Source organism: Pseudomonas sp. CAN1 (assembly GCF_030462585.1).
Classification (GTDB): domain Bacteria; phylum Pseudomonadota; class Gammaproteobacteria; order Pseudomonadales; family Pseudomonadaceae; genus Pseudomonas.
The window spans coordinates 1-12880 of the sequence record NZ_JASMRU010000060.1; the positions used below are offsets into that span (position 1 = coordinate 1).

At 66.9% G+C, this 12880-nt stretch carries 11 protein-coding genes; 4 read left to right on the forward strand and 7 right to left on the reverse strand.

Features of this window, described 5'->3' with window-relative positions; translation table 11 throughout:
* Positions 1–615: 615 nt before the first annotated feature.
* The 4 genes from QO207_RS30515 to QO207_RS30530 all read left to right on the forward strand — a co-directional run bounded on the left by QO207_RS30515 (position 616) and on the right by QO207_RS30530 (position 5286).
* Positions 616–1521 (forward strand): LysR family transcriptional regulator, encoded by a 906-nt coding sequence (locus QO207_RS30515; protein ID WP_301535989.1) that lies wholly within the window; start codon positions 616–618, stop codon positions 1519–1521.
* A gap of 106 nt (positions 1522–1627) precedes the next feature.
* Positions 1628–2848 carry a M20 aminoacylase family protein gene (locus QO207_RS30520; RefSeq protein WP_301535990.1) on the forward strand — a complete coding sequence of 407 codons (1221 nt, stop codon included), beginning with the start codon at positions 1628–1630 and terminating at the stop codon, positions 2846–2848.
* Complete coding sequence (locus QO207_RS30525; RefSeq protein WP_301535991.1) at positions 2845–4119, forward strand: MFS transporter; 1275 nt, start codon at positions 2845–2847, stop codon at positions 4117–4119. Before QO207_RS30520 ends, QO207_RS30525 begins: the two co-directional genes overlap by 4 nt.
* Positions 4120–4176: 57 nt before the next feature.
* On the forward strand, positions 4177–5286 hold the full coding sequence (locus QO207_RS30530; protein WP_301535992.1) for a M14 family metallopeptidase: 1110 nt from the start codon (positions 4177–4179) through the stop codon (positions 5284–5286).
* Here the strand turns inward: QO207_RS30530 and QO207_RS30535 are convergent.
* From QO207_RS30535 to QO207_RS30565, 7 genes are all read right to left on the reverse strand, one after another.
* Positions 5256–5771, reverse strand: coding sequence for a GNAT family N-acetyltransferase (locus QO207_RS30535; protein WP_301535993.1), 516 nt, complete (start codon positions 5769–5771; stop codon positions 5256–5258). The genes QO207_RS30530 and QO207_RS30535 overlap by 31 nt on opposite strands.
* Positions 5772–5875: 104 nt before the next feature.
* The gene (locus tag QO207_RS30540) at positions 5876–6055 is read right to left on the reverse strand and encodes a hypothetical protein (protein WP_024762799.1); all 180 of its coding nucleotides are present in this window, start codon (positions 6053–6055) and stop codon (positions 5876–5878) included.
* Positions 6056–6220: 165 nt separating this feature from the next.
* Positions 6221–6655 (reverse strand): hypothetical protein, encoded by a 435-nt coding sequence (locus QO207_RS30545; protein ID WP_301535994.1) that lies wholly within the window; start codon positions 6653–6655, stop codon positions 6221–6223.
* Positions 6656–6995: 340 nt separating this feature from the next.
* Positions 6996–8789 carry an acyl-CoA dehydrogenase C-terminal domain-containing protein gene (locus QO207_RS30550; protein ID WP_301535995.1) on the reverse strand — a complete coding sequence of 598 codons (1794 nt, stop codon included), beginning with the start codon at positions 8787–8789 and terminating at the stop codon, positions 6996–6998.
* Between the two features lie 181 nt (positions 8790–8970).
* A complete protein-coding gene (locus QO207_RS30555; RefSeq protein ID WP_301535996.1) occupies positions 8971–10407 on the reverse strand; it encodes a patatin-like phospholipase family protein in 1437 nt (478 codons plus the stop codon).
* Complete coding sequence (locus QO207_RS30560) at positions 10404–11945, reverse strand: wax ester/triacylglycerol synthase family O-acyltransferase (RefSeq protein WP_301535997.1); 1542 nt, start codon at positions 11943–11945, stop codon at positions 10404–10406. The genes QO207_RS30555 and QO207_RS30560 overlap by 4 nt, the downstream gene beginning before the upstream one ends.
* A 208-nt stretch (positions 11946–12153) precedes the next feature.
* The coding region (locus QO207_RS30565) for an alkyl sulfatase dimerization domain-containing protein (protein WP_301535998.1) at positions 12154–12880 on the reverse strand (727 nt) is incomplete at its 5' end.

Below are 12880 nucleotides of genomic sequence, written 5' to 3' on the forward strand. Positions count from 1 at the left end.
GCCCCCTCGGGCGCGTCACTTTTCCAAGCGCCGAAAAGTAACCAAAAGGCTTGCCCCGGACATCCGGTTTTTCGCCTAGGCGAAAAATACCCTCGTTGAAGCGCAGTTTCAGGGGCACGCGCTGACGGGCCGTCCCTGGCCCGACAGCGCTCTCGCGACATCCATGTCGCTCAACCCCTGAAACTCCGCTTCAACGAGGCCTCCTGAACGGGGCACTCGGAGCGTGCGGACATTTCTCTGGAAGTCTCTGGGGGCCAGAGCCAGAGCCAGAGCCAGAGCCAGAGCCAGAGCCAGAGCCAGAACCGAGGCCGTGGTGCTCTTCGTAGGAGCGAGCTTGCTCGCGAACCCGCCCAACCCGGCGCCTCCCCGTAGGAGCGGACCCTGTCCGCGAATCCACCCACCCGCACAGCATCAACAGGAAAACCTCGCTGTAGGATGGCGTGGAGCGAAGCGATACCCATGCTGTCGCCGAAAGCCATAGCCGCGCCCCAATAACCCCGCAAAAACACCCCCGCGACCCACCAGTCCACCCGCGTTTACCAACCGTTACCCCCACCGGCCTCGATTTTGCTTTATGGTCCACCCTGTTACCGACCCCGAGCCGACGACCACTCCATGAAGTTGCATCAACTGCGCGCCATAGTCGCCATCTGCGAGAGCGGCAGCATCCAGGAGGCTTCGCGCCTGCTGCACATCTCCCAGCCCGCCCTGTCCAAGAGCATCAAGGAGCTGGAAGCCGAGCTGGGCGTGCCGTTGCTGGTTCGCTCCAACCGCGGCATCACCGCCACCGAGTACGGCGAGCGCCTGGTGCGCCGGGCCCGGCTGGTGGTGGAGGAGGTGCGCCGCGCGCGGGACGAGATCGAGACGCTGAAAGGCGCCATGGACGGCCGCGTGGCCATCGGCGTGTCACCGGTGACGCCCAGCCAGCAGTTCGCCGCCTGCCTGCTGCGTTACCGCAAGCGCTACCCCAAGGTGCAGCTGCAGATCAACGAGCTGCGCCCGGCCAAGCTGCTCGAAGGCCTGCGCGAAGGCCAGCTCGACCTGGTGCTGACCTCGCAACCGGCATCGCGCAACGTCGATGGCTTCCACTGGCAGGAACTCTACGCGCAGCCGACCACGCTGGCGGTGCGCAAGGGCCATCCGCTGCGCAATGCGCGGTCGCTGCACGAGCTGCTCGACGAGGAATGGCTGGTGCCCGATTCGCTGGATGTGTCCCTCGCCGGGCAGATGTTCGAGCAATACAAGGTGCGCCAGCCCGAGCGCGTCATCGAGTGTGCCTCGGTGGTGCTCTACGCGGAGCTGGCGGCCAATACCGACGCGGTGAGCTTCTGGTCGCGGCGGGTGTTCGACCTGCCCATTGTCTCCGGCACCCTGGATGCGCTGGATATCGCCGAGACCGTGCCGGGCACCGACATCTCCCTGGTCTGCCGGCCGCCGGAACTGATGACCCGCGAGGCGCAGACCCTGGTGGACGAGCTGGTCTACGCCTTCAAGGGCCCGCACCTGCGCAAGCCGGAGTGAGCAGCGTCGATAACCAGCCTTGATAAGCATGCGCGAAGGTCATTATTCAGCGCCTCGCGCGTGGGGCATCCTGCCGGCCACATCAGAACAATGAGCAGGATGCGGCATGAGTCAGCAGCCCCTTACCCAGCACGAGACAGTCGAAAGACTGTTCGCCTCCCAGGCAACCTTCGCCGGCATTCGCCGGGACCTCCACCAGCACCCCGAGCTGGGCTTCGAGGAGGCGCGCACCGCGTCCATCGTCGCCGGCTACCTGCGCGAATGGGGCTATGAAGTCCACGAAGGCGTCGGCGGCACCGGCGTGGTCGGCGTGCTGCGCCAGGGCCACAGCGCGCGCAGCATCGGCATCCGCGCCGACATGGACGCGCTGCCCATCGACGAAGCCAGCGGCGTGCCCTACGCCAGCCAGCACGCGGGCCGCATGCACGCCTGCGGCCATGACGGCCATACCGCCATCCTGCTCTGCGCCGCCCGCGACCTGGCCGAGCAGCGCAACTTCGACGGCACCCTCAACCTGATCTTCCAGCCTGCCGAGGAAACCCTGGGCGGCGCCGTGGCGATGATGGACGATGGCCTGTTCGAGCGCTTCCCCTGCGATGCGGTGTACGCGTTGCACAATGCGCCGGGCCTGCCGGTGGGCTGCTTCCTGACCCGCGAAGGCGCGCTGACCGCATCGTCGGACCGCGTGTCGATCCGCTTGACCGGTGTTGGCGGCCACGGCGCCATGCCGCACCTGACCAAAGACCCGATAGTCGCTGCCGCCGAACTGGTGCTGGCGCTGCAGAGCATCGTCGCGCGCAATGTGCCGTCCACCGAAGTGGCCGTGGTCACCGTGGGCATGCTCAAGGCGGGGGAGGCGGCCAACGTGATTCCCGACCACGCCGACCTGCGCCTGAGCGTGCGTGCCACCAAGCCGGAAGTGCGCGAGTTGCTCAAGCGCCGCATCGGCGAGATCACCCGTGGCGTCGCTGCCGTGCACGGCATGGAGCTGCAGTACGAATACGAGGAGCTGGTGCCGGTGCTGGTTAACACGCCGGAGGAAACCCGTCTCGCACGCCAGGTGCTGACCGAGCTGGTCGGCCCGCAGCGGTTGTTGTCCGAGATCCCTTCGGGCTTTCTCGGCAGTGAAGATTTCGCCTGGATGCTCGAGCGCCGTCCCGGCTGCTACATCGCCCTGGGCAATGGCAACAGCGGCCCCAGCGGCTGCATGGTCCACAACCCCGGCTACGACTTCAACGACGGCGCCATTCCTTTCGGCGCGGCGCTCTGGGTGCGGCTGGTGGAGACCTCGCTGTCCTCGTCGACGTCGGCGGGAGGTCAGGCATGAAGCAGCGCACCGTAGTCCTCATTCTGCTGATGCTGGTGATGGTCATCAGCGTGCTGGACAAGACCATCTTCGCCTTCGCCGGCGCGCAGATCATCGACGAGCTGAAGCTCTCGCCGACCGAGTTCGGCTTCATCGGCAGCGCGTTCTTCTTCCTCTATTCGATCTCCGGCGTGCTGGTGGGCTTTCTTGCCAACCGCTTCCCGACGCGCTGGATTCTCGCCGGCATGTCGCTGGTGTGGATGGCCTCGCAGCTGCTGGTGGCACTGTCCAGCGGCTTTGCCGCGCTGGTCGCCGGGCGTTTGCTGCTGGGCGCCGGTACCGGGCCGGGCACGGCGGTGACCCAGCATGCCTGCTTCAAGTGGTTCGGCCCGAAGGAGCGCGTGCTGCCCTCGGCGTTGATCCAGGTATCGATCATGCTCGGCGCGGTGCTTGGCGCGCTGAGCCTGCCGCTGGCGATCCAGCACTTCGGCTGGCGCACCGCGTACTTCCTGCTGGCGCTGCTCGGCCTGGTGTGGCTGGTGGTCTGGCTGATCTTCGGCCGCGAAGGCCAGCAGACCGAGGAGGAGGGGCCGGGCTCCTCGCTGCGCCTGCCGTACAGCCGCCTGCTGCTCAACCGCAGCTTCCTCTGGATCACCCTGATGGGCTTCCTCAGCTACCTGCCCACCGCGCTGGTGTACAGCTGGGTGCCGGTGTACCTGCAGAAAGGTCAGGGCATGACGCCCATGCAGTCGGGCTACACGGTGATGGTGGTGACGGTGGGGGTAATCCTCGCCAACCTGCTGCTGTCGACGCTCTCGCAGCGGGCGATGAAGCGTGGCGTCTCGGTGCAGCGCGCCATGGTGTTGCCGCCGATGGTTTTTGCGGCGGTTGCCGGCATCGCCTTCTGCGCGCTGACGTTGCTGCATGGCGATCGCCTGGCGATCCTGGTGCTCTACGCCGTCGGCGCCATCCTGGTGAACGTCCTGCCGACCTTCTGCAACACCCTGGTCGCCTATATCGCGCCGAGCGCCCAGCGCGGCTCGATGCTGGCCATTCACATTGGCGGCATGACCAGTGCCGGCATGCTCGCGCCGTGGATCGTCGGCCAACTGGTCGAGCTGCGCGGCGGTGATATCGCCCATGGCTTCGAAACGGCGCTGGGGCTGTTCGGCGTGCTCACTGTGGTCTGCGCCATCCTCGGCTGCCGGATCATCGCCCCCGAGCGTACCCGCCAGACGCTGCAGGGCGAACACAGCGAAGCGCCGCTGCCCGGCGCTGTCGGTCACGCCTGATCTTCCTCGAAGGGCCCGTACAACGGGCCCTGATCAATCCAGTCATCCGGAGTGGTGATGAACCCGTCTGCCTGTTTTTCCCAGAGCTACGCCGAAGCGCGTGGCAAGTTCCTCGCTGCCTGCCTGTCCGCCGGGCTGGTGGTCGAATCCCATGCCCACCCGCTGCCCGGCCGCGATGGCGAGCCGCTGGCGCTGGACGTGGCGCGCAGCGGGCCCAGCGATGCGCAGAATCTGCTGATTATCAGCAGCGGCTGCCATGGCGTCGAAGGCTTCTGCGGCTCGGCGGTGCAGACCGCGCTGCTAAGCGATCCCGACTGGCTGGAGCAATGCTCCAGGGCCGACTGCGCGGTGCTCTACCTGCATGCGGCCAACCCCCATGGCTTCTCCTGGTGGCGGCGCTGGACCCACGAGAACGTCGACCTCAACCGCAACTTCCTCGACTTCTCCCAGCCGCGCCAGCGCAACCAGGCCTATGGGGCGCTCGACCCGATCCTGATTCCGCGGCGCTGGCCGTCCTTCGCCAGCCACCTGCGGCTGCTGCGCTACGCCCTGCGCCACGGCCGCAAGCAGCTGCAGGCGGCCATCTCCAGCGGCCAGGACAGCCACCCGCGCGGCCTGTTCTACATCGGCGAACAGCCGACCTGGAGCAACCAGACGGTGCGCCGTGTGCTGCGCCAGCACGGCGCGAAAAGCGCGCGGATCGGCTGGATCGACCTGCATACCGGCCTGGGCCCCAAAGGCCACGGCGAGCGCATCTACGTGGGCGGAAACGATCCGCAGACCCTGGCGCGCACGCGGCGCTGGTGGGGCGCGGAGGTGACTTCGTCGCAGGAGGGCGGATCGGTTTCGGTACCCTTGCGTGGCCAGATGGTGCTGAGCGCCGCCAGCGAATGTCCGCAAGCCGAGCTGACCGGCATTGCCCTGGAGTACGGCACCTTGCCTGGGCTGCAGGTGCTCAAGGCGCTGCGCGCCGACCAGTGGCTGAGCAACAACCCCGGCGTGCCGGCGGAGAAGGCGCTACGCATCCATCGCCAGCTGCGCGACGCCTTCTATGTGGACGAGGACGGCTGGAAGCGTCGGGTGCTGGAGCAGGCTGGCGAAGCAGCGCGGCAGGGACTTGCCGGGCTTTGCGAGGCTCAGGCGGCGCCGCTGCGCGCGTCCAGGTAACAGACCGTGGTGCGCCGCGACCCATTGGGCCGGCGCTGCGGGTCGGCGAAGGTCTCCAGCTCGCGAAAGCCGGCCTTGCGCATCATGCCGGCGGAGCCGGGGTTCTCCTCGTGGCGCTCGATGTAGATGTCGGGCAGGCCACGGGCGGCCAGTTCGGCAATGGCCGCACGCAGCAGGCGCGTGCCCAGGCCGCGCCCGGCTTCGCCGCGGTGCACCGTGGCTTCGGCGATATAAGCGTGACGCCCGCTGCCTTCCGGCTGGAAACGGCCGAACGCAGCGCTTTCCAGAAAGGTGACCAGGCCGCGCAACTCGTCGCCAGCCACGGCGACCAGTCCCCACACCGAACCCTCGGCAATGCCCTGGAAGTGCTCGCGCACCGGGCCTTCGGGGAGAAAGTTCCAGTCATTGGGGCCATGCTCGAAGATCAGCCCCAGCATGGCCGGCACGTCATCGGCGGTGGCGGGGCGAATCTGCAGGTCGTCCATGGCGTTTTCCTTGAAGGCGGCTCGAAGTCGAGACGAACGACTCTAGCCACGGTCGGTGCCCGGTTGCAGGCACAGTGGCGCAGGAAAACTGTATGGGTGGCAGATCAGCGGCCGGGCAGCATCGGCGTCAGGTGCAGGATGTTCAGCAGGTGCGGAACGCGCAGCGGGTAGCAGGCCTGCAGGCGCACGCGCGCCTCGGAGAGGGTCATCTGGCGGGAAAACGAGCGCAGCACGGTCTTGCCCAGGCAGTGACCGTCCTGAAAATGCACGAGGAATTCATTCATGGCGAAGCGACAACGAGAGGACACGCACGAGGTGGCGCACAGGGCGCGAATAATAGCGACTTCGGCGCGTTCAGCGTTGCCATAAATCATCCTTTGCAGGAACTGTCCGACGGAACGACAGGAGCACCACCGGCCGAACCGACGGCCGGTGGAGTCGGAAAGAGACTAATGGCTTGAAGCGTAGTCCAGGCGCAGGACGTTGTAGTCCAGCCGCATGCCGAAGGCGTGCATGAAGAAGGCCTCTAGTTGCAGCTCCAGCGCCCGCGAGGTTAGCGAAGCAAGGCGCGCGCCCTGGCGGCGGGTGCGGCGGTTCACCGCGGTGAATTCCTCGTGGACTATGCCCTGGGAAGCGGGGTCGGCGATCAGCCGGTAACAACTGTCCGGCAGGTCGTCGCGCTGGGTCGCCTGCAGGCTGAGTTCAGGGTGGCCGTCGGCGTTGGTGATCAGCTCGACGCTACAACGCAGACCTCGGTCGCGGGCGAAGCGCGAGGCCTCTTCGAAGGCCGGCAGGGCCTTCTGCAGGACCTGGATTTCGAAGGCGAGGAAGAATTGCTCGTCGAATTCGACGTCCTGGGTGTTCCGGGCTGCCTGGTTCAACATCGCCGGCATCTCCTGTGTCGATGAAACAATGAAACTTCGCTAGGCGAGTCGGGATCGCCAAAGTTTCGTCATCGCGGCATTGCAGACACGACGTACACACAGAACGCACACACAGTCAGTCGGCAATGCCATTTGCCTGAACGAAAGGCCATCTCACTGGATGGAGCCGGGCACTGTCAACGAACATTCCTGCATAAGCAGGGCACCCGGAAATAGCCAAGGGTGCGCGAGAAGGCTGCGCCGCCGCAGGAGTCTGGTTCGGCGCAGGGTTGGATGGGTGTAAAGTTATCGTGACGATTACTAGCCACCCGTGCCGCAGCCGGACGGGCGGCCATCCGCCTCAGAAGGCGAAGTCCTCCATCTGCAGCGCAGCGTCGCCGCCGTCGACTATCGCCTGGGCCAGCCCCGGCGCGCGGGTGAGGAAGTGCCCCGCGTAGAACTGCGCGGTGCGCAGCTTGGCGCGGTAGAAGGCTGCATCGCCGCTGCCGTCGGCCAGGCGCTGCTGGGCCACCTGCGCCGAGCGGGCCAGTTGCCAGCCGCCGGTAACGATGCCGAACAGTTCCAGCAGCGGCACCGAGCCCAGCGCCACCAGGCGAACCTGATCGTTGAAGTGGGCGACCACGAACTTCACCGCGTCATCCAGTGCATTGATCGCCGAGAACAGCCGATGGCGGATGCCGGCCAGTTGCGGATCGTCATCCGGCAGCGCCAGCTGCGCCTCGCGCAGGCGGGAGATCAGGGCGAAGGCGGCGGCGCCCTTGTCGCGGGCGATCTTGCGGCCGATCAGGTCGAGCGCCTGGATGCCGGTGGTGCCTTCGTAGATCGGCGTGATCCGCGCGTCGCGCAGATGCTGGGCGGCGCCGGTTTCCTCGATGAAGCCCATGCCACCGTGGACCTGCACGCCAAGGGAGGCAATATCCACGGCATTCTCGGTGCCGCAGCCCTTGATCACCGGGATCATCAGTTCGACGAAGGCCTGGCGCTCGCGGCGCACGGCTTCGTCTGGATGACCGTGGGCGATGTCTGTAGCCAGCGCCACCTCGCAGGCCAGGGCGCGCATGGCCTCGGTGCGCGAGCGCATGGACATGAGCATGCGGCGCACGTCCGGATGGCGGAGGATCGCCGCCTTTTCCCGGCCGGGCACGCCCATTTCCGTGCCCTGCACCCGTTGCCGCGCATAGTTCACCGCACGCTGGTAGGCACGCTCGCCCAGGCCGATGCCTTCGATGCCGACCGAGTAGCGCGCCGCGTTCATCATGATGAACATGTATTCCAGGCCGCGATTCTCCTCGCCCACCAGCCAGCCGGTGGCACCGCCCTGGTCGCCGAAGGCCAGCACGGCGGTAGGGCTGCCGTGGATGCCCAGCTTGTGTTCGATGGACACGCAGCGCACGTCGTTGCGTTCGCCCAGGCTGCCGTCGGTGTTGAGCAGCACCTTGGGCACCACGAACAGCGAGATGCCCTTCACGCCCTCCGGCGCGCCGGGCACGCGGGCCAGCACCAGGTGGACGATGTTGTCGGTGAGGTCATGCTCGCCGTAGGTGATGAAGATCTTCTGCCCGAATACCTTGTAGCTGCCATCACCCTGGGGTTCGGCACGGCTGCGCACGGCGGCGAGGTCGGAGCCGGCCTGGGGCTCGGTGAGGTTCATGGTGCCGGTCCATTCACCGCTCACCAGTTTCGGCAGCCAGGTCTGCTTCAGTTCGTCCGAGCCGCGCAGCTCGATGGCCTCGATGGCACCGCGGGTGAGCATCGGGCACAGGCCGAAGGCGACGTTGGCGGCGTTCCACATTTCCTCCACCAGCGCCGAGACCAGCCGCGGCGCGCCCTGGCCGCCGAACTCCGGCGGGCAGGAGAGGGCGTTCCAGCCATTGGCGGCGAACTGCTGGTAAGCCGCACGCCAGCCGTCGGCGGTGCGCACGTCGCCAGCCTTCCATTGCGCGCCCTGGCGGTCGCCGACGAGGTTCAGCGGCGCCAGTACGCCCTGGGCGAAGCGCGCGGCTTCGTTGAGGATGGCGTCGACCAGCTCGCTGTTCATGTCTTCCTGTCCGGGAAGCTGGTTCAGCGCATCGAGTAGCTTCAGTTCACGCAGGACGAATTGCATGTCGCGCAGCGGGGCTTGGTACTCGCTCATGGTGAGCTCCTGTTCGAAAAAGGGGTCTGGCACGGCGGTGCGTGGGTGTGCTGGAGGTCTGCGTTCGTCATCCCGCCGCCGGAGTGGCGGCGGGGCGTTCTTGAAGCTGAGACACGCGAGGTGGACGGAAGGTGCCGCCGATGCGCTGGAGCGCACGGCGGCGATGGCTGACTTGGCGGGCTCAGGCGCTCCAGTGATGGCGTTGGAGGATGGTGTCCAGCGTGCGGCTGATGGCGGTGCAGTTTCGCACCATCTCCATGCGCTCCCAGGTCTGCTGCTTGCCCTCGCGGACCAGTTGTTCGACTTCTGCCAGGGGCAGCGGCGCCATCAGCTTCAGCGGATTGTGCCAGCGCTTGGCGAGGAAGATGTTGATGTCGGCCGTGTACTCCTGGGCCAGCACGTTGTAGCTCAGGTGCTGCCAGCGGCTGAGGGTCGGGTTGCTGGTGCGCAGGTGGCGCCGGCTGAACTGGAGCAACTGGGTGGCGGCGCTCTTGGTCCACTTCACCTGCAGGTTGACCACCGACTGCACCAGGCCCTGCCGGGCGTCCGGGTTGGGCGTGAACAGCAGCGCCGCCGGGTTGACCATGCTGGAGATGAAGTGGTTGACGCCATACAGTCGGCCCAGGCGTTTGGCCGGCAGGTCGTCGACGTAGGAACCGTCGATCCACTGCTGTTCGGGCAGGTAGGCCACCTGCTCGCCGGCAGCGTTCTTCGCCGTCAGGGTGACCGGCGGGAACAGCCCGTAGAGCGCGCAGGAGGCCTGCACCGCGGAGCGGATCATCACGTTGGGCGCGGTGATCGCATTGAGCAGGCGCGGCGCCTGGCGCGGGGCCAGGCCGGTGACGGTGACGTTGAGCTTGCGCCCGGTCAGCCGGTAGGCCTCCTCGAAGGTCAGGTCGGGAATGACCCGCGCCAGGTACTCGACCAGCTCCTGGGTGCCGACGGTGCGCCGGTCGCCCTTGTCCTTGCGGGCTTTCGCGCCGTGCTCGGAGTGCATGGCGATGCGCTTGGCGCTGAGTTTTTCCGGCAGCTCCTCGTCGAGATGGGTACAGGTGATGGCGGCGATGATCGAGCCGGCGCTGGAGCCGGAGATGATCGACGGCAACAGGTTCTCGGCGAGTAGCGCCTTGATCACCCCGGCGTGGAAGAAGCCCAGCGCGGCGCCGCCGCTGAGCATCAGCGCAGAGCGGCCGAAGCAGTGACTGGCGCGCTGGAAGAAGTCTTCCTTCTGCTGCGGGCCGATGCTCTTGTCGTCGACCGCCGAGAGCGCCTCCAGGGCCTGGCAGACTTCCTCGATGTAGTCGTGGATCAGCCGCTTGGTGCCCATTCGCGCGCGGCCGTAGAGCTCGGCGCGGCCCATGCCGGCGAGGTTGCCGTGGATGCCCTCGTTGAGCGCGAACATCAGCCCGGCGTAGTCCTTGCGTGCGCGCAGGCCGCGCAGGTGTTCCAGGCGCTGGCGCACCGAGCGGTAGTCGTACTGGCTGGAGACTTCGCTGTGGCGCCAGTCGTCGCCGCCGCTCTGGCGGTCCAGTTCCAGGGCGTATTCCGCCCATTGCTGGTAGGTCGTCGCGGCTTCCATCTTGGCCAGCCAGGCGGACGACGAACGATTCCAGATCATGGGGTGGTCTCCTCCGTGGCAGGTTCGCTGCCGGTGTTGCGCTTCCTGGACTGCACGGCTTTACCGGCGGGCTTCTGCTCATCCGCGATGGTGGCCGCAGCAGCTGCCGCCTCGGCTGCGGCGTCGCACAGGGTCAGGTATTCCTCGGTGGACTGGCGGATGCAGTCGATGTAGGTGTCCATGTCCGGGAGAATCTCCCGGTCGGCCAGCACGCCCAGTTCGATCTGGTCGTAGATGCCGGTGATGGCGTGGGTCAGCGCCATGCCATCGCACACCGGGCCGACGGCGAAGGTGGTGAGCACCTGGGCGCCGGCGAAGTACTGCTTCTTGTCGCCCAGCGGCGGGCCGGGCACGTTGGACAGCAGGGTGTTGTATAGCGGGCGCTTGCTGGTGTAACGCGCCTGGCGATACAGCCAGCTGTTGAACATGCGCATCGGCGCCGGCAGCACTTCGCTGGCCGAGGTGATCAGTTCGCCGACCACGTCGCGAGCCAGCGCCGCGCGGCTCTGGGTCTGCTCGTAGACAGCCTGCAGGCGCTCGATCGGCGATTCGATGTCGGTGCCCATGCCGATCAGCATGGCCGAGAGCTGGTTGCCCATGTCGCGGCCATTGCCTTCGGCGCGTACTGATACCGGGCACAGCGCCACCAGCGAGCCTTCGTCCGGCAGCGCCTCGCGTTGCGCTAGGTAGCGACGCATGCCGCCGCCGATGATCGCGACGATGGCGTCGTTGAGCGTTGCGCCCTGCACCAGGCGGCGGGTGCGCTTGAGGTCGGCGAGTTTCCAGATGTGGCCGCCGAAGCTGCGGTGCGGAGAAACCCGCTCGTTGAATGGGGTGAAGGGCACCCGGTGCTTGTTGTCACCGGCTTCCTCGCGCAGGCGACCGACCAGTTGCAGGCTCTTGCGCGCCAGGGTGACGCCGGCGCTCACGCTGCGGTACGGCTGGCTGACCAGGCGCGGCAGGGTACGGGCCCACATCTGCGAGCGGCTGGGCATGCGCTCGCGGTAGGGGGAGGTGGTGGCCGGCAGGTATTCGTTGTCCGGCGAGTCGTCCATCAGCAGGGTGGTCAGCACCACCCCCGACTTGCCGTCGAGGTAGGCATGGTGCATGCGCAGCAGCAGCGCGAAGCTGCCCGGCGGCACGCCTTCGACGTTGTTCAGGCCCTCGATGATGGTCAGCTCCCAGGGTGCGCGCTCCATGTCCAGCTGACGCGACATTGCCCGTGCGGTGAAGATGCACAGCTGGCGCCAGTCGCCGGGTTGCGGCAGGCCGACGTGGCGGATGTGGTATTCGAGGTCGAAGCTCTTGTCTTCCATCCAGTACGGATCGTCCAGGCGGAAGGGCGCGTGGGTCATCTTGCGGCGGAACAGCGAGGTCTTGCTCAAGCGGCTGCTGACGAAGCGCAGGATGTCCTTGTGGCGCACCAGTCCATTGGGCGCGGTGCTCTGGTCGCAAAGCCAGAGACCGGCGATCACCATGGGCTGGTGGGGGGCTTCCATGTAGAAGAACTGGGCGTCCAGCGGTGATAGCTGTTTCATTCCGACACTCCTGCTTGAGGATTCCGATGGGGAAGGGCAGCGCGCAGGAATACCTGGCGCTGCCTGAGGAACGGCGCGCCCATTTCAGGCGAATTGCCAGGGCCTGACGCCACCTTGGGTGGGTGGGGCAAGCCTGATGTCGTTGTCGGAATCGCCTGTCCGACGCCGGCGAGCCGGGAGCCCTGTGCGGGCTCCCGGCCTGACTGGCTCAGGGGGTGACGATGTTGAACTGCGGCTGGAAGGTATCCAGCAGTCCGAGCAGTTCGCCGAGCTTCTTCGGGTTGCCTTCGAGCTTGATCCGACCGTCCTTGATCGCCGTGGGGAAGTCGACCTGGCGCATGGTGATCTGGTCCAGGGTGGACTTCGCCAGGGTGACGCTGAGGTCGGCCTTGGGGTTCAGCTCGCCGGGGCGGTGAGTCAGCACGCCATTGCGCAGGGTCAGGGTCTGCTGCTGGTCGAGGTCGGTGAAGGTCCAGTTCATGGTCATGTCGTGGCCGACCGCCTTGTCCGTGTCGATACGGATGGCCAGGTAGTCGAAGTACATCTGCGGGGTCATGGCGCGGATCACGTCGGGCTTGGCGCCCCGCGGAGATTCCTGGGTCACGCCCTTGCGCAGTTCCATGGCGCCGGTCAGGTAGATGTTGCGCCACAGGCTGTTCTCCGCCTGGTAGCCGAGCTGTTCCAGGGCGTCGGCCTGCAGGGCCTTGGCCTCGGTGTTCTCCGGCTGGGCGAAGACCAGGTGGTTGCCCAGGGTGGCGGCCCAGCGGTAGTCGCCTTGATCGAGCGCCGCGCGGATCAGTTTCTCGACCGCCTCGGCGCCGCCCAGCGCCTCGACGTAGTGGGTGCCGGCGGAAACCGGCGTCAGCGGGTCGAGGTTGGCCGGGTTGCCGTCGTAGAAGCCCAGGTAGCGCTGGTAGACGGCGCGCGAGTTGTGG